The following is a 17,639-nucleotide window of genomic DNA, read 5'->3' on the forward strand; positions in this document are numbered from 1 at the left end:
TGGTACCTTGAAGTCAACGTCCGCATGCACAAAAGGAGTACCAATATACTGGTCTATATTCATGCTGAACCAGTCAGTTTCCAGCACTCTGACAAACCAGCCCTCCAACGCCTCCATGCAGAGATCAAAATAATTCGCGGTGTATACAATGCCGGCTGCATCAGTGTCTCCCCAGTGAAGGCGTCGACGGTACTGGTAGTTTGGGTTCATCGGTTAGCCTCAGTAGGTTTCAACATGGTAGCGGCCATTGGCAAGCATATCGTTGCGCAATGCGGCCCAATCGACTTTCTGGCTGGCCGCTATATCATTGAGTGCTTCTTCAACGCCCTGCTCCATTCCTTTAAGTCCACAGACGAAGATAAAGGTGTTCTCATCTTGTAGCAAAGGGGCTATGTTCTCAGCACTTTTTCTCATCCGATCCTGAACGTATTCTTTAGGTTTTCCTGCTTGGCGTGAGAATACCAACTCCTTTTGGATGAGAGAGTCCGGCAATTTGTTCAGGGGGCCGAAGTAGGGCAATTCTGTGGGTGTCCGGGCACCAAAAAATAGCATCAGTTTACCATCCGCATCCTGATATTTCCGACGACGGCGCTCGGTGAAAGCCCTGAATGGGGCAGAGCCGGTGCCAGTGCAGATCATTATGATGTTTGCTTCCGGGTGATTGGGCATCAGGAAGGAGTCGCCAAAGGGCCCTATGACCTTTACCTCATCACCCTTCTGCAAATCACACAGATAGTTTGATGCAACACCGCCATCTACCCGCTTGACTGTCAGGGATACATTGTTGTGATTTTGGCGTTCGCCATCGCGCGGGCTGGCAATAGAGTAGAGGCGCATGGTGTGAGCTTTGCCACTGGCGGTTTGACCCGGTGGCAAAATACCAATACTTTGACCTTCCAGTACCGGGAACGCTGTGCTGCCAAAATCCAGAATAATATGACGAATGTCTGAATCAGTATCGGCACCGGTGATGCGGAAATTCCCGGCTACTTTGGCGATAATAGGGTCGTCACGACTGTATAAATTAATATAAGGGTGAGCGGCTGAGAAGGGAGGTACAGCGCGGGCACCTGAATGAGCCTGATGCAGCAAGTCTTCTGCTTCATTATCTGCTTCGCCTCCGCTATTGCTGGTTTCGTCATCCAGCTCCAGCTCTTCAGGTAATTCATCCCATTCGAATTGCTCATCAATACTGTAGGCTGCGTTCACCATACGCCAGTTGTCGATAGAGCCGGTCGGGCATGGTGCAATACAGTCCATACAGTAATTGCATAGATCGGCATTCACAACGTAGTTATCATCATTGTGGGTGATCGCATCGATCGGACAGGTTTCTTCGCAAGTATTGCAACGAATGCAAATTTCCGGATCGATTAAATGTTGTCTCAATACGGTCATAAATACTCCACGGCTACTTTAATTGCCGAGTAAAAATGGCCCTGTCAAGAGCACAGGGCCTAAGACGTCAGTCTTCCAGTTTGACGTATTCAAAATCGCCAGGCTTGCTGTCAATACCGACTTTTGGGGCAGCAATCCAACTGGCGTACTCGCCAGTTTCGGTGACCGGAACCATTAACGAATGCAGGTAGTTGATATCATTCTCGCTAGGTAGCCACGTTTCCTGGTTCGCCTTGAAATGATCAGTGGTAATGACATCGCCTGATGGGCTGACAACGATGTCAGAAAACTCACCGATTTGTCGATTGAAAGCGATGTGGGGCAGAGTCAGCTCGTAGTCGAATCCGGATTTCTGGATCAGTTTATTCCAGCGTTTTACTCCACCTGAAGCATCTTTAACATAGTCGTCACGCAGCCGTGCATTGATTGCATTAAGTGCCGTTTCCTCCACCATCTCGAGTTTTCCATTGACTACCTTGAGAACCGGGTAAGTCTGGCCATGGAGTTGATGGTCGTCGTCCATCTTTGTCTCGTGGTAGCGGCCCTTGATGCCTGCTTCGAAAGCAGCGGCGGCATTGGTGGATATTTCATTTCCGAACAAATCGAGTGTAACGGAAAAATGAAAATTAATTTTGCGCTGCAACATGGGCAGGTCAATCACCCCCAGTTTGCGAACCGCTTCAACATCGGCTGGGTCTGTGATGCCAGCTTCCTTCATGGCTTCGCAGGTACGTTCAATGACACGACTGATACCCGACTCACCAACGAACATGTGATGGGCTTCTTCGGTAAGCATGAACCGGCAGGTACGCGACAGCGGGTCAAATCCTGACTGAGCCAGCGATTCAAGTTGCATTTTGCCGTCTCGATCGGTGAAGTATGTGAACATAAAGAACGACAGCCAATCAGGTGTTTCTTCATTGAAGGCACCCAGCATGCGTGGAGTGTCATCGTCACCGGAGCGCCGCTTGAGCAAGTTCTCTGCCTCTTCACGACCGTCTTTTCCAAAATACTTTTGCAGTAGGTACACCATCGCCCAGAGGTGACGACCCTCCTCAACATTTACCTGGAACAGGTTGCGCATGTCGTACAGCGACGGGGCGGTTTTTCCAAGGTGACGTTGCTGTTCAACCGATGCAGGCTCGGTATCCCCCTGGATAACGATCAGGCGGCGCAGCAATGAACGGTATTCACCGGGAACCTCCTGCCAGACCGGCTCGCCCTTGTGCTTACCAAATGGGATGGTGCGGCCTTCTTCCTGAGGTGCCAGCAGTATCCCCCAGCGGTACTCGGGCATGTTGACATAGCCAAACTTGGCCCAGCCTTTCGGGTCGACACCAACGGCTGTACGCAGGTACACCTCTGCTTCCTGGAAACCTTCAGGACCCATGTCCATCCACCAGTCGATGTACCCGGGGTGCCAGGCCTCAAGCGCTTTTTTCAAACGACGATCGGATGATAGATCAACGTTGTTTGGAATCAGTTCGTCGTAGTTAACTTCTGCATACACTTCCTGGAGTTTTTCGTTGTTTAACGTAGTCATCGCTTAAACCCTCTCAAGGTTGTATTGCGCACGGGTACCCGTGCCATACAGTTGCAAGGCGCCATCTTTGCCAACCGCATTGGGCCGCTGGAAAATCCAGTTCTGCCAGGCGGTTAGACGACCAAAAATTCGGGTCTCCATGGTTTCTGGTCCTGCGAAACGCAAGTTAGCTTCCAGGCCGACCAGAGCATCCGGAGAAAAACTGGTGCGCTCTTCAATCATCATGCGCAACTCTTCTTCCCAGTCGATGTCATCGAATGATTCTGTGATCAGCCCGGCGGCATCGGCAGCGGCAGTATCCAATGGTTGCCCGATCAGTTCATGGGCTGAATCAACGCTGTCTGCTTCACCGAGAAAGCGCGTTTGCAGCCTGGTCAGATCATTACTCATCGGTAGGGGGCCGAAGTTCATCTCGCTTAATGTGATGGTCGGGGCTGGCGTATCATCACCTTCCCATTGTCCGTCGAGCATGTAGCTGCGATCTGATGCGAACAGAAGTTCGGTCAGTAATCCGCTGTAGCAACTGCCGGGGTCTACCAGGGTGAACAGCGTGCGGGACGTGACATCAAGGCGTTTGAGGGTGCGTTTCCAAAACAGTCGAATTTCACGCATCAACCAGTTGTCCTGGCTTAGTAGAGCTTCGTAACCGGGAATGTGCTCGGCAATTCCTCTTGTTTTCAACAGCCAGAGACCGATCTCTGCCTCGTTAAGGCGTAAATGCAGGATGGCGTCGTCCAATTCCCGAGCCAGTGCCAGCAACCAGAACTGGTCGCCCTGTTGCTGGGTTGCCTCAACGGTCGTTGGCGCTGGTTCTGCAGGACCCTTCAGCGTGAGCGTTGCCGTCCGGTTTTTCCGATCGAGGTCGATGGTAACCAAGGAGTACTCGACCTGATTTTCACTGATCGTGCGTTCCAGAGGTGTAAAACGCACGCCGTGGGCATCGGATGGACGGTCTGATTTTTCGGCCAGTAACTTTGCACGCCGGGCTACCGCCTCTTTGAACTGTGACGTGGGTGCAATTTCATCGACCAACCGCCAGTCCACAGCACGCTGGCCGCGCACGCCGTCTTCACTGCTGCAAAAGATATCAGAACGATCGCGACGAACCTTGCGTTTGTCGGTAACCCGCGTTAAACCGCCAGTGCCGGGCAGAACGGCCAGCAAGGGTACTTCGGGTAGCGAGACGGTTGTGGTGCCATCGTCTACCATCAGAATGTAATCAGTCGCCAGCGCGACTTCGTACCCTCCGCCTGCCGCAGTGCCATTTACAGCACACATCCAGGTTTGTCCGGACAGTGCCGAGGCCTCCTCCAGCGCGTTGCGGGTTTCATTGGTGAATTTGCAAAAGTTCACCTTATGAGTATGGGTCGCACCGCCGAGCATGCGAATATTCGCACCGGCACAGAATATCTTGTCGTTTGCAGAGCTCATCACCACGGTCTTCACTTCCGGGTGTTCAAAACGCATGCGTTGCACAATATCGTTCAGCTCAATGTCGACACCAAGGTCATACGAATTGAGTTTAAGCTGGTAGCCTTCAAATAGGCCTGCATTTTCATCGACATCCATATCGACATAGGCGATGTCGCCATCATAGCGAATCTTCCAGTGATGATAGTGTTCGGGGGAGGTGCGAAAATCGATCATGGTACAACCTCGTTATAAAATGTTCTTGTTTAAGCAGGGTTATGAGGCGAAGTGGTACCGCAACGCCACTCACTAAAATGAACTATAGTGCATTTTATTTTAGATGCAAGTGGAAATATGCATTTTTATGCAGGTTGCGTGATTCGATGGGCCGTTCAGGCTGATGTGTCAGCTTGCGCGGCCATTTTGAAGGGCTTTTCGGGCAAGGTTGCTAGGGTTGTTACAGACTGTTTTAAAACGCCGTGATGAGTAAAGGTGAATTATATTTCCGGGATGAGAGTCTTTGGCGGTCGCAACCCATAATTCACCTGACCGACATCAGGCTGACCGGCGTTTTAACCAGGGGCTTACACGATATCGACCATCCTGGTAGTGCTCTTCCAGCTCATTCAACACTTGGATTACAGTTTTCAGTCCCAGGCGTTCGCCCCATTCAATGGGTCCGGCAGGGTAGTTCGTACCCGCTTTCATGGCATTGTCTGCATCTTCAGCGCTGCATACGCCCTTATGGACTGCGTCTGCAGCAAGATTGCACAACATAACAACCGTACGCATCACGATAAGTCCCGGACTGTCATCAAGGTGACTGCACTGGATGCCGGCTTCGGCAAACAGAGCCGCGGCTGTGGCCATTGCTTCCGGGTTTGAACCGTCTGCCGGGCTCAATGCCAGTCGGTCAGTGCTGGCGTAATCAAAGGCCAGATCAAAGAGGATGGTATTGGGATCACCACTGCGTCTTGCTTGCGTTGTCGCGGTACAGCCGCCAGTCAGTTTCAGACTCAGCCCTTCGCAAGTCATTGCGGCCGATTTGTCAGGATCGCCAGGTTGAACGGTGATACCTGCTGCCGACAAGCGCTCAATCAGCGGTTGCCACAGACCAGGCTTGCCGTCGACGATCATGTTTTTGGGTGGCTCTCCCGGAGTGATTGTCAGAGGGTATTTGGGCTCGGCTCCATCCCGATAGTCATAGAATCCGCGTCCGGACTTACGTCCGAGTAAACCACCTTCAACCAGCGCCTGTTGCACCAGGCTGGGCTCAAAGCGACGATCCTGATAATAGCTGGCGAAGACCGTTTGGCTGACCGCCAGATTAATGTCCTGGCCGATCAGGTCGGTTAGCGCAAACGGGCCCATCGGGAATTGACCGGCATCTTTGAGCAGGGCGTCGAGTGTTGCGATATCGGCGCCGGCTTCCTCATAGACTTTCATGGCTTCTGTGTAATAGGGACGTGCAACCCGGTTAACAATAAAACCGGGTGTGTTATTGGCTCGAACCGCAACTTTCCCCCAGTTGCGTGCGGTAGCCAGCAATGTATCGATGACGTGCGACCGTGACTCCAGTCCGGCGATTACTTCGCACAGTTTCATCACCGGGGCGGGATTAAAAAAGTGCATGCCAGCCAGGCGGCCCGGGTCATTCAGTTTGGAGGCAATGGCGGTGATCGACAGGGATGATGAATTACTGGCAAATAGGGTGTCTGGTGTGCAGGTAGTTTCAAGTGAAGTGAACACGGATTGCTTGACGGCTAGGTCTTCAACAATGGCTTCTATTACCAGTGCAGCTTGGGCCAGGTCGGCCAATTTTTGGCACGGTGTCATACGGGCCAGCAACTGAGTCTTTGCCTCGTCGGTTATCTTTCCCCTTTCAACGCGCTGGCTAAGCTGGGTGTTCATTGCTGTCAGGGCCGCCTCAGCCGCGCCATCCCGGTTGTCATATAACAGCACCGGGTGCCCGGCCGCTGCGGCAACCTGGGCGATGCCAGCACCCATGGTGCCAGCCCCGATAACGGCAACTGTGGCATTGAGAGGTAGGGGTGGGGTCTGGGTCATGCCATTCTCCATTGGAAAGTAGGGGTTTCGCTGAGAGCTGCCGGATTAGCCCTGGGGCGGCTCGTCTTCATGAACCTGTAAAATGTGCGGTCCGCTTTTCAAGAAAAGCAGTGATGCCCTCGCGGTAGTCATCAGTGCGACCCGCCTGGCGTTGTAAATCCCGTTCCAGATCGAGTTGATCATTCAGGGTGTTCTGGCCGCTTGCACTGAGCGCCTGACGACAGAGGTTTAATCCCCGGGTGGGTGCCTGTGCGAGTTGATGGGCAATCTTCTCGCCGCTGGTGTCTATTTTTTCATCGTCAAGGCAGGACCAAATCAATCCCCATTCCATGGCCGTGGCTGCATCAAGTTCTTCACCCAATAACATCAGCCCCCGTGCCCGGGCATCGCCGATCAACTTCGGCAATCGATAACTTGTGCCTGCATCCGGCCCCAGACCCAGGCGGGAAAAAGCAAAAATAAATCTGGCAGAGCGGGCGGCAATGACGATGTCACAGGCCAGCGCCAGGCCCACGCCAGCACCGGCAGCAGCGCCAGTGACACTGCACAGGGTCGGGCAGTGTAATTGACTGAGCCGGCGTATCAGCGGGTTGTACCTTTGTTCCAGTGATTCACCCAGGTCCGGCGGAGCTGAGTTATCAAGCAGCGCACGACGTTCTTCTAGGTCTTGTCCGACGCAAAATGCCCGCCCGTTGGCTCTGAGCCACAGGCACCTAAGTGTTGTGGTGGCTTCCACTCTGTCTAGTGCGCTGGCCAGTTCGGCGTGCATGGCAAGGTTCAGGCTGTTTAATTTGTCTGGACGATTCAGCGTTAGTGTTGCCAGACCATCGCGAATGTCGAGTGTTATTAGTGCCATCTCAGTAACCCTTGAAGTTGGGCGTACGCTTGGTCAGGAAGGCATCAATGCCTTCATTGCGGTCTTCAGTGGCGCCGAGAAACACAAAAGCCTGACGCTCGTAGTCGAGCCCCTCATTGAGTCCGACTTCGCAGGCGCGCAATACGGCCGCTTTCGCCAGGCGCAGACTGAGCGGCGCTTTGGTGGCTATGTGTTCAGCCAGATCCAATGCGGCGGTTTCAGTTGCTCCCGGATCGGTAACCTCGGCAATCAAACCCGCCGCCTGAGCGCGTTCCGCGTCAATCAGAGTGCCTGCCAGTACCATTTGCATGGCCAGCGACTTGCCCACGGCCCGTGTCAGACGTTGGGTGCCGCCAGCACCCGGGATCAGCCCGAGGTTGATTTCCGGCTGGCCAAAGCGGGCGTCCCGTGCCGCTACAATGAGATCGGCCAGCATCGCCAGCTCGCAACCTCCACCCAGTGCATAGCCTTCAACGGATGCGATAAGCGGTTTGCTGAATTGGCGGATGCGCTTCCAATGACGGGGGCGGTCGTCGTTTAGCAGGCCAACAGCATCCTTTGCCGCTAGCTCCCGGACATCCGCACCGGCAGCAAAAATACCATCGGCCCCGCTGATGACTACGACACGGACAGTCTCGTCGTGATCGAGTTCTTCCAGTGTGGTGGCAAGCTCATCAAGCAATTGGGTATTCAGCGCATTCCGCGCGTTCGGACGGGCCCATTGAACCCGGGCGACACCCGGTCGCAGGTCGGTGTTAATGCTGATCAGGGTAGGGTTCATGAATTAGACTCCCGGCCAGACTGCATCACCGGCCGTGATGGCAGCCAGGCGGTCAGTCTGACCCTGCAGAGCCGTGCGTTGCAGATATAATGTCAGACCGCGCAATCCACCGAGTTCCTGACCGCCACCGGCCCGACCCGGCCCGCCGTGAATGCATTGAGGCATTACAGTGCCGTGCCCCAGGTGATGCTTGCCAAGAGTGGCATCGACCCACAGCAAACGGCCATGCCAGCCAGCGGTTTGATCGATCAGGGTGCTGGCCACGCTGTCGTCGTCGGTGAACAGCGAACTGACCAGAGACCCTTTGCCTCGTGCGACCAGGGCGGCGGCGTGTGACAGGTCCCGGTACGGCATCAGGGTGGCGACCGGGCCAAAGACTTCGGTATCGTGCACCGCGTTGCTGTTGTCTGGGTCGCGGCACAGCAATAAGGTGGGTGCCAGGAAGCAATCTGGTTTGGCGTTCTCACCGGTGAGTGATGCAGGCGTGTCACCTCCGCAAACGGTCTCACACACCGCGGTCAGTTGTTCCAGCCCCGTGCGTGCGGCCTCACGTTGTTCGGGCGATTGCAACGGACCCATGCGCACACCTTCGGCCGCCGGGTCTCCGACAGTGGTTTTGGTAAGCTGAACCGACAGGTCACTGGCGACGTCGTCGAGCAAAGTTTCAGGCACCAGAATGCGACGAATGGCGGTGCATTTCTGGCCAGATTTTACGGTCATTTCTTTCTGAATTTCACGCAAAAACAGGCCATAGGTTTCACTGCCCTGATCCAGATCACTGCCCAGAATGGCGGAATTCAGACTGTCTGCTTCAGCTTGAAAGCGCACGCCTCGAATTTGGACAGCCGGGTGTGCACGCAGTTTAGCAGCGGTATCGGCACTGCCGGTGAAAGCCACAACGTCTCCGGCATCCAGTTCATCCAGCAGTGTTCGGGCGCTGCCACATATCAGCGACAAAACGCCGGACGGTATCAGCCCTGCGTCGGTCAGGGTCCTGATCATGGCGTGCGACACCAGGGCTGCGGAAGTAGCCGGCTTAACAATCGCTGGCACACCGGCAAGCAGAGACGGAGCGACTTTCTCCCACATCCCCCAGGACGGGAAATTAAAGGCATTAATGTGTACAGCGATACCGGGAACCGAGGTCATGATATGGCGTGCTGCCCAGTGTCCTTCGCGGTCCAGTGGCTGGTGTTCCGATTCAACGAAACGTTTGGCGTTGCCCAGCTTCTTACCCATGCCTGCGTAGAATTTAAGGGCCGCGATGCCACCGTCGATATCAAACATCACATCGCCGGGGGTATTGCCACTGTTCTGTCGGGCGAGTTCGGCATAGTGATCACGGTCGTTTTGCAGAGCATCGGCCATGTCACGCAGCAGCGCAGCACGTTCGGCAAATGTCATTGACGCCAGACTGTTTCGTCCTTCTGAGCGGGCGCATTGCACCGCTGTGCCGAGGTCCAGACCCTCACCCCTGACCTCGGCCAGCGTTGCAAGCGTAACCGGATTGATCAGCGAGACTGAGCCGGTACCCATCTGCCAGCGATTATCGAAGTAACTGCCCAGTGCAATTGTATCAGCCATGGGTAAAGGTCTCCTGTGTGGATGCGGATTGAAAAAGCGGTTGAATGAAATCCTGTATAGCAGCCAGGGTGGCCTCCGGCTGGTCGCGGTGCGGCGAGTGGCGGCAGTCGTCCAGCCAGAGTATCTCACAGGTAGTTTGTGCCCGCCTGACAATGGCGTCGAGCTGCTTGTGGGTACCGTATTCATCCTGGCGACCCTGGATCAGCAGCATCGGGCCGGTAATACCACCGACAAAGCCTTCCAGATTCCAGGACTCGAAGTCAGGATCAAGCCAGGCATCGTTCCAGCCTTTGAAGGCAACGTCAACGTGCCGGTGATAGTGAGCCAATCGATCCCGAAGGTGTGTAGCGGTGTCTTCGTAAGCGGTTCTGGCATCGCGAATGCTGGCCAGGCACATGGGTTCGGTGAACACATGGGGTGCCATTAGTACCAGTCCTTTTATTCGGGGGTCCTGCTGCGTACCGGCGTTAATCAAAGCAATGGAAGCTCCATCGCTGTGCCCGACCAGAACGGCATCTCTGATGTGCGCTGCATCCAGCAGGCGTGGCAGGACATCGCGTGCTTCATTGTGCATGTAGGTTAGCGGACGTGGCAGGGCAACCGGGTCGGATTGACCATAACCGGCCCGGCTGTATACCAAGACGCCACAGCCAGTGGTGCGTGCCAGTTGTTCAGGGAAGTGTTTCCATTGCCCGACAGAACCCAATCCTTCATGCAGCAGTACCAGAGTAAGCGATTGATGTGGCGGCGGACCGTACCAGCAAGCTTCCAGTGCCACACCATTAACCGTTAGGGTGATTGGTTGCCCGGTCATGACGCATCGGCCCGTGTGGTTTCTCGCAGTTTGAAGCGTTGGATTTTACCTGTAGCTGTTTTCGGCAGTTCTTCAACGAACTCGATCCAGCGCGGGTATTTCCACTGTTCAATCCGCGCGCGAACGAAGGTTTGCAGCTCGGTTTTAAGTTCATCTTCAGGGCTAACAACACCTTCACGCAAGACAACAAAGGCCATGGGTTTGAGATTACCAGCTTCATCGGCATGGGCTATAACGGCAGCCTCCAGGACCGACTGATGCCCCATCAGTGCCGATTCGACTTCAAATGGAGATACCCAGTTACCGCCGGATTTAAACATGTCATCGCTGCGACCGCAGTAATGAAATAACCCCTGTTCATCCTGAAAATATTTATCTCCGGTATAGGTCCAGCCACCGACAAAGGTTTTCAGCGTTTTCTCACGCTGGTTCCAGTAACTGTCTGCAGTGCTGGGGCCATTGACCAGTAGTTCACCAATCTCACCCTGTGCTACCGGGCTACCGACGGGGTCAACCAACTTGAGTTCATAGCCGGGCACTGCGCGACCTGAAGTGCCATAGTGCACGTCACCGGGTTGATTGCTCAAGAATATATGCAGCATTTCCGTCGAACCAACACCATCCAGGATGGGTGAACCAAAACGGTCTTCCCAGCGCTCTCCGACGTCGGCCGGCAGTGCTTCACCCGCTGATATGGATCTGCGCAGAGCTTTGGATCCCGGTCGATCAGCCAGGCTCTGACTGCCCAGCAATGCGGCGTAAAGAGTCGGAACACCGCAAAAAATAGTTGGCTGGTGTTGTTCCAGAACCTCGATAGCCGCGTCCGGTGTTGGTCGTCCATCGAAATAGACAGCGGTAGCGCCAGCGCCGAAGGGAAACGTCATGCCGTTGCCGAGGCCGTATGCAAAAAAAAGTTTGGCAATGGAAAATATTCGGTCTTCCGGGGTGATGCCGAGTACGCCCTTCCCATAGAATTCATATGTCCAGTAGAGGCTGTCGTGTCGGTGTGGCACGCCTTTTGGATTGCCGGTGGAGCCCGAAGAGTAAAGCCAGAATGCAATGTCATCTTTACTGGTGTTAAGCGTTTGCGCTTGGCTTGGCTGTCGATCCAGCCGCGCTGACCAAGCCTCGCCATGACCACCGGTATTGGCGTCGCCGACAAGGATAACTGTTTTGAGGTTTGGCAACTGGTCCAACGCTGGCTTAATGGTTGCGTACAGGGCGTCCTGAATCACCAGCACTTCTGCCCGGCAATCGTTCAGAATGTAGCGGTAATGATCAAGAGTCAGCAGAGTGTTGAGACATATAGGTACAACACCCACTCGCAAGGCACCCCAGAATGCCACCGGGTAGTCAATTGTGTCGTGCAGCAGCAGCGCAACGCGTGTTTCCGGCCGCAGGCCAAGCTCCAGGCTCCACACGTTGGCGGCCTGATTGATACGATTGGCCAACGTCTGGTAGGACGTTTCTCCATTCCTGTCGATCACCGCGATCGAGTCTGACCGATCTTCACTCAGGTGGCGGTCAATGAAATAAGTGACCGCATTGAATTTTTTTGGAAAGCGGCTGACCTCGGTGCTTTCATGGCTCATCTGAAAGTCTCCTCAAACCCGTGTTAAGGTTTGTCTTGTTGTTATTGGTTCAGAAATGTTGCATGTCTGTTCCCGGGTGTTAGCGATCAATTGCTGGTTAACTGAACTCGATCGCGCCATCGGGCAGAAAATATAAAACGATGGCTTTGCCACCGGTAACCGTTGGGCTGTGGGCAGAATGTGGGGCATAGACTTTCCAACCTGCTGGCGTGCCGTCAAATCGGGCATCCGGGTCCAGCGGGATGACCATATCTACCTCACCATTCGGATGTCGGTGATGCGGTCCGGCTACTGTGTCCATCAGAACCATATCAAGGCTGAATCCGTCAGTGGTGTCCGTTGCCTTGATTAAGCGTCCATAGCGGATATTTCCCGCTGTGCGGGAACCAAACTCGCCACTGTCCATGCCCTGGAGAGACAGCGCCTTCACTGTCTGAAACCATGAGCTATCGGGGCCAAATTCAGCGGTCAGTTCAGTTTCCAGTTCGGGGCCTAAGGTACGACCCCTGAGCCAGTGAGTCAGGGTTTGGGTATATTCTTGCAATTGATCAAGTGTGGCCATGGTGGTCACCTGGTAGTTGAATAAGTTGAATACAGTGTTTGGTGGCGGTTATACGCCACGCGCCATTGGTGGTATGTATTTTATTTCATGACACTATGGCTACTTAGGGCTTTGTTCTGTTGTTCTCTAAGAATAACTGCACTATAGTGCATGCATGGAAAGAATCAACCCTGTTTTTGTAACTATTATGCAGATACTGGATGGGTGTCTATCAACGTTTATTCAATTTAAGCCTTTATGGAGGAGTTACCCATGAGCCTGGTCGCCTATGAATTCAGTCAGGGCATAGCGATTCTGACCCTGAACAATGCCCCCGCCAATGCCTATTCGACACCCATGTTCAAAGAATTGGATGCAGCCATCCTTGATGCACGCTGGGATCCGGCTGTTGACGTTATTCTGATCACCGGTGCGGGAGACAAGTTTTTCTGTGCCGGAGCAGATATCGACATGTTGTCGGGAATGGATCCGGATACGAAATATTATTTCTGTTTGCATGCCAATGAAACGCTGTTACGACTGGAGCACACACCGAAGCTGGTCATCTCTGCATTGAACGGCCATTGCGTTGGGGGCGGCCTGGAAGTAGCGATGGCAGCCGACATTCGGGTGGCACCTGCGAACAGCAAGAGTAAGGTCGGTTTGCCCGAGGTTAGCCTGGGTGTATTACCGGGCACTGGTGGCACTCAGCGTCTGGCGCGTATGGTTGGTCAAACCCGAGCCATTGAATTGATGGCCGAAGGGCGGCTGATGTCTGTGGTGGAAGCCAGTGAGTATGGCCTGATCAATCGTCTGCTAGCTGGCGATGATTTCAAATCGACTGCGCTGGAATACGCCCGGAAATTCTGCCGTCCCGGGACTTCCAGTCGCGCCATTGGTCACATTAAGCGCGCCGTGCGTTCAGGTACCGATTTGCCACTTGAAAGTGGTCTTGCATTGGAGCGGGAGCTACAACAAAGACTGTTCGCTGGAAATGACGCCGTTGAAGGGTTGGCGGCTTTCCGAGAGAAGCGTGACCCCCAATTCACCGGTTAACCCACTTTTTGATAGATAAGGAAAAGTCGATGAGAGATGTCTTTTTATGCGCTTCAAAGCGCACTCCGATAGGCCGCTTTGGCGGTGCTCTGGCATCGATGCGGCCGGATGATATGGCGGCCCACGTGATTCGAGCCGTCCTTGCCGAGTGCCCGGGATTGGACCCGGCAGCGATTGACGAGGTCATTCTCGGCTGTGCCAACCAGGCCGGTGAGGACAATCGAAACGTCGCACGCATGGCCTCTCTACTGGCGGGGTTGCCTGATTCTGTGCCCGGAGGGACCATAAACCGTCTGTGCGGCTCCGGCATGGATGCTATTGGAACCGCAGCCAGGGCAATAAGGTCGGGGGAAATGGAGGTGGTACTGGCCGGTGGAGTGGAATCAATGTCGCGCGCACCCTATGTGATGGGCAAAGCCGATTCGTCCTACTCACGGACACAAAACATTGAAGACACCACCATTGGCTGGCGGTTTGTGAACCCTCTGATGAAGGCTGAATATGGTGTAGAGTCGATGCCGGAAACCGCTGAGAATGTCGCGGCTGATTACCAGGTTAGCCGGGCCGATCAGGATGCTTTCGCATTGCGCTCTCAACAGAAAGCTGGAAGGGCTCAGGCTGAGGGGCGTTTCGCCCGTGAAATCGTTTCAGTCAGCATTGCGCGAAAGAGACAGGAGCCATTGCTGATCGACCAGGACGAGCATTTGCGCCCGGAGACGACAGCCGAGCAGTTAGCCAGGCTGCCTACACCGTTTCGGGATGGCGGCACAGTAACAGCAGGCAATGCGTCGGGGGTAAATGATGGTGCAGCGGCCGTATTGGTCGCCAGCGCCGACGCTGTGAAACAGTATGGTCTGCAGCCACTGGCCAGAATTGTCGCCATGGCAACGGCGGGTGTGCCGCCCCGGGTAATGGGTATAGGCCCGGTTCCGGCAGTACGCAAGGTATTAAAGCAAAGCGGCTGGTCACTGTCTGACTTGGATGTCATCGAACTCAACGAAGCTTTTGCCGCTCAGGGTCTGGCTTGCCTGCGTGAGCTGGGCATTGGCGATGACGATGAGCGGGTGAATCCGAACGGTGGTGCCATAGCACTGGGACACCCGCTAGGTATGTCAGGCGCACGATTGATTATAACGGCCGCACATCAGTTGCAACTGACCGGAGGTAAGCGTGCGCTGTGTACAATGTGTATTGGCGTAGGGCAGGGGATAGCGCTGTTGTTAGAGGTACCCTGAAGTTGACTGATCTATATTCCAGTGATTTGAAAGGAGCATTCGGCGAGGCTGGCAAAAGGCGAACGCCAATATCGACTGGACCGGGCGCTTGAGTTGCGTGTCAGATTCCCGCTCCTGGGAAGCTGAGTTCCAGTTTGGCACCAATGCGCGAAGAACCTTCACAGGCCGCTGACACTGCGACATAAATTCTCGCGTCTTTAGCGCCTAGAAGCTGCAAGGTGAATCGCAGTGCTTCACCAAGCTGGCTCGGACGCTGGAAATCTACATCCACGGCATGCACTCGACATTCCCGGATCCCCATGGAACTCAGCCAGTCGTCAATGACGTCATCAATCATTTCCAGGTACCGCGGGTAAAACACAATTTGAGCCGGATCACAGTCCTGAAAATAAACCGGGCGTTCACACTCATGAAACCTGGGCGCAGACATCAACTCCTGAGTTTCAAAGGCAAGATACTCAGTTTCGGCGACATCCCGTTTTTCAATTTCAGGCCTGGCTGCGAGGTCCTCAAGCATCGTCTGTCTCAGAGCGGCAGGTATTGTCATGCTTCGTAGGCGGCCCTGCACCGCATGCGCCATAATGAGCGTGACTCTCGCACTAAAGCGTGCCTGCTTATCGCATCGCGCAACGACTTCCAACTCAATGGCGCTGCGTCGCAATTCCACCACCTGCAATGATGTCCACACCACCTCATCAAGGGCCGCTAACGCCTGGATATCGAGCACAATATGAACTGTTGGAATGCCCAGCCGCTGTTGACCGCTGTGCATCTGTGTAAACGAAAGGTCCAGTGGCCCTGCGAACCAGTCTTCAACTGACCGGTTTATCATCTCAAAATGCCGTGCCAGCTGAAGCCTCCCATTCACACCACAATGGCTGGATCGTATCTTCAATTGAGTAAAAAAAGCCATTATTTTACACCTGTTTAATTTCCTGCCTTCCACCCACTCAGGAAGGTTGCAACGAACGCTGGATTAATCAATTTAGTGCTGTTAGTGTGAAACTTCAAGCATAAATAATTTAAGCTTTAACTATTGTGTTAATTGACTTTACAGCGGCCCTCAAGGTATGCATGATAATGCATTCAGTACAATAAAAAATGCATATACATGTCGATAAGAGCCGAAAAAGCATGAAAAAACGCACTATAATACAGGATTTGGGGGGTAGCTGCGGCTGTAGCTTATCCGCGCTCCGGGCTCGTTATACTCCTGTTTGAGATGTAAATAATGACCAACCAAAGAGAGAATAATAATGATTACAAGAAATTGTCTATTAGGTTCCGTCGCAGTCACCGCCACCCTGATGTGTGGCCTGGCAACTCAGGCCGCCGCTGACCAAGTAAGTCTGAGAACAGCCAGCGCTTTTGCGCAGGGAACCTCTATTCCCCACACCTTTGAGCAGTTCGTGGCAGAAATTAATGGGGACGCCGATGCTCCCGTGAAACTTAACTACATCGGTGGGCCCGAAGTAATGCCAGCCTTTGAGCTTGGCAATGCCGTGCGCACGGGCGTAGTAGATATGGCGTTTGTCACGTCAGCGTTTTATACCAACATCTTGCCTGCGGCTAACGCCCTCAACCTGACCCGTTATTCACCTCAAGAACTGCGCGAAATGGGTCGCTGGGATGATTTACAGGAAATCTGGCGCGAGCAGATGAATGTTCACTATTTGGCTTTTACCAATTATGGGAATCGTTTTCACCTATACACCAACAAGAAAGTCGATAGCGCTGATTTGACCGGCCAGCGCCTGCGGATTACCCCTGTCTACCGGGCTTTCTTCGAAAACCTTGGCGCTGATGTTGCGCAAACAGCCCCGGGCGAGGTCTACACGGCGCTGGAACGTGGCACAGTTGATGGTTATGGCTGGCCTATTCAGGGCATACTGGATCTGGGCTGGCACGAACATACCGCCTACCGTGTCGATCCTGGTTTCTATCAAGTCGAAGTTGGCGTATTGGTTAATCAGGACGCCTGGGAAAAGATGACTGATGAGCAGCGCGATTACCTGACGGAAAAGGCGATCTGGCTCGAGTCCCTGAATGAACTCAATGCTGACATCAATGAAAGCGAGGCTGAACGCCAGGCCGAAGCGGGGCTTGAAGTTATTGAACTCGAAGGCGCTGAGCGCGAGCGTTTCCTGAAAGCAGCCTATGAGTCACAGTGGGAGACACTGTCCAGGCAGGCGCCGGAAAATACCAAAAAGTTTCGTGCGATTCTTGAATAATCAATGAATACGTTGACTGATAACAGAGGCCGGGTTGCTGCCAAATTAAACCGGCCTGGCTTGTTTTACGGCTATGTAATGCGAGCCTGTGGACTGTGTTCAGGCATGATTATCGCTATGCTGGCTGTCCTAATCGTTTACAACGTCATGAGCAGAAACCTCGGTTTTGGCTCCCTGGGTTGGATCATGGAGGGCAGCGAGTACGCTCTCGGTGTAGCGACTTTTCTGGGTGCGCCCTGGGTGCTATATGAAAATGCTCATGTCCGTATTGATATCCTGTACAACAACCTTCCCAGTCAGGCCGGACGCCGACTGGAAATTCTGATCAACCTTTGCGGGGCGGCAATTGCCATTGTTTTCCTGTATTTCATGATGAATGTGGGGGTGGAGTACTACACCCGGGGGACTCGTGTGTTCAAAGCATTTGTTTTCCCTGAGTGGTGGACTTTCGTCATTCCGGTGCTCAGTTTCGGACTATTGATTGTGGAATTTCTAAGACGCTTCTGGCGTTTAGTGGTTGGAGATACCTGA

At 53.8% G+C, this 17,639-nt stretch carries 15 protein-coding genes and 1 pseudogene; 4 read left to right on the plus strand and 12 right to left on the minus strand.

The features are described 5' to 3' along the window. The 11 genes and pseudogenes from WEB54_RS16050 to WEB54_RS16100 form a co-directional block, all read right to left on the minus strand. A pseudogene (locus tag WEB54_RS16050) lies at positions 1-210 on the minus strand (hypothetical protein); the annotation flags it as partial. Between the two features lie 9 nt (positions 211-219). Further along, entirely contained in the window at positions 220-1,398 is a 1,179-nt protein-coding gene (boxA, locus tag WEB54_RS16055) for a benzoyl-CoA 2,3-epoxidase subunit BoxA (RefSeq protein ID WP_368056269.1), read from the minus strand. A 67-nt stretch (positions 1,399-1,465) separates the two neighbouring features. Next, positions 1,466-2,941, minus strand: coding sequence for a benzoyl-CoA 2,3-epoxidase subunit BoxB (boxB, locus tag WEB54_RS16060; RefSeq protein WP_368056267.1), 1,476 nt, complete (start codon positions 2,939-2,941; stop codon positions 1,466-1,468). 3 nt (positions 2,942-2,944) lie between these two features. Then, positions 2,945-4,588 (minus strand): 2,3-epoxybenzoyl-CoA dihydrolase, encoded by a 1,644-nt coding sequence (gene boxC, locus WEB54_RS16065; protein ID WP_368056265.1) that lies wholly within the window; start codon positions 4,586-4,588, stop codon positions 2,945-2,947. 318 nt (positions 4,589-4,906) lie between these two features. Continuing rightward, the gene (locus WEB54_RS16070) at positions 4,907-6,418 is read right to left on the minus strand and encodes a 3-hydroxyacyl-CoA dehydrogenase (protein ID WP_368056705.1); all 1,512 of its coding nucleotides are present in this window, start codon (positions 6,416-6,418) and stop codon (positions 4,907-4,909) included. 67 nt (positions 6,419-6,485) lie between these two features. Next, a complete protein-coding gene (gene paaG / locus WEB54_RS16075; RefSeq protein ID WP_368056261.1) occupies positions 6,486-7,274 on the minus strand; it encodes a 2-(1,2-epoxy-1,2-dihydrophenyl)acetyl-CoA isomerase PaaG in 789 nt (262 codons plus the stop codon). Between the two features lies 1 nt (position 7,275). Further along, positions 7,276-8,055 (minus strand): enoyl-CoA hydratase-related protein, encoded by a 780-nt coding sequence (locus WEB54_RS16080; RefSeq protein ID WP_368056260.1) that lies wholly within the window; start codon positions 8,053-8,055, stop codon positions 7,276-7,278. A gap of 3 nt (positions 8,056-8,058) precedes the next feature. Continuing rightward, positions 8,059-9,639: a 3,4-dehydroadipyl-CoA semialdehyde dehydrogenase gene (locus WEB54_RS16085; protein ID WP_368056706.1), complete on the minus strand. Its 1,581-nt coding sequence runs from the start codon at positions 9,637-9,639 to the stop codon at positions 8,059-8,061. Then, positions 9,632-10,453 carry an alpha/beta fold hydrolase gene (locus tag WEB54_RS16090; protein WP_368056258.1) on the minus strand — a complete coding sequence of 274 codons (822 nt, stop codon included), beginning with the start codon at positions 10,451-10,453 and terminating at the stop codon, positions 9,632-9,634. Before WEB54_RS16090 ends, WEB54_RS16085 begins: the two co-directional genes overlap by 8 nt. Further along, positions 10,450-12,045, minus strand: a complete 1,596-nt coding sequence (locus WEB54_RS16095) for a benzoate-CoA ligase family protein (protein WP_368056257.1) — start codon at positions 12,043-12,045, stop codon at positions 10,450-10,452. Before WEB54_RS16095 ends, WEB54_RS16090 begins: the two co-directional genes overlap by 4 nt. Positions 12,046-12,142: 97 nt before the next feature. Then, positions 12,143-12,607 carry a DUF4863 family protein gene (locus tag WEB54_RS16100; protein WP_368056255.1) on the minus strand — a complete coding sequence of 155 codons (465 nt, stop codon included), beginning with the start codon at positions 12,605-12,607 and terminating at the stop codon, positions 12,143-12,145. Positions 12,608-12,859: 252 nt separating this feature from the next. Here WEB54_RS16100 and WEB54_RS16105 point away from each other — a divergent pair, with 252 nt between their 5' ends. Then, the gene (locus WEB54_RS16105) at positions 12,860-13,642 is read left to right on the plus strand and encodes an enoyl-CoA hydratase/isomerase family protein (RefSeq protein ID WP_368056707.1); all 783 of its coding nucleotides are present in this window, start codon (positions 12,860-12,862) and stop codon (positions 13,640-13,642) included. Between the two features lie 29 nt (positions 13,643-13,671). Next, positions 13,672-14,877, plus strand: coding sequence for a 3-oxoadipyl-CoA thiolase (gene pcaF, locus WEB54_RS16110; RefSeq protein ID WP_368056708.1), 1,206 nt, complete (start codon positions 13,672-13,674; stop codon positions 14,875-14,877). Between the two features lie 100 nt (positions 14,878-14,977). Here the strand turns inward: pcaF and WEB54_RS16115 are convergent, their stop codons facing one another. After that, the gene (locus WEB54_RS16115; protein ID WP_368056709.1) at positions 14,978-15,649 is read right to left on the minus strand and encodes an acyl-CoA thioesterase; all 672 of its coding nucleotides are present in this window, start codon (positions 15,647-15,649) and stop codon (positions 14,978-14,980) included. Between the two features lie 484 nt (positions 15,650-16,133). Here WEB54_RS16115 and dctP point away from each other — a divergent pair, with 484 nt between their 5' ends. Then, positions 16,134-17,108: a TRAP transporter substrate-binding protein DctP gene (gene dctP, locus WEB54_RS16120; RefSeq protein WP_368056247.1), complete on the plus strand. Its 975-nt coding sequence runs from the start codon at positions 16,134-16,136 to the stop codon at positions 17,106-17,108. Between the two features lie 105 nt (positions 17,109-17,213). Next, a complete protein-coding gene (locus tag WEB54_RS16125) occupies positions 17,214-17,639 on the plus strand; it encodes a TRAP transporter small permease (RefSeq protein ID WP_368056245.1) in 426 nt (141 codons plus the stop codon).

The sequence above is a fragment of the Saccharospirillum sp. genome (assembly GCF_040881935.1).
Lineage (GTDB): Bacteria > Pseudomonadota > Gammaproteobacteria > Pseudomonadales > Natronospirillaceae > Saccharospirillum.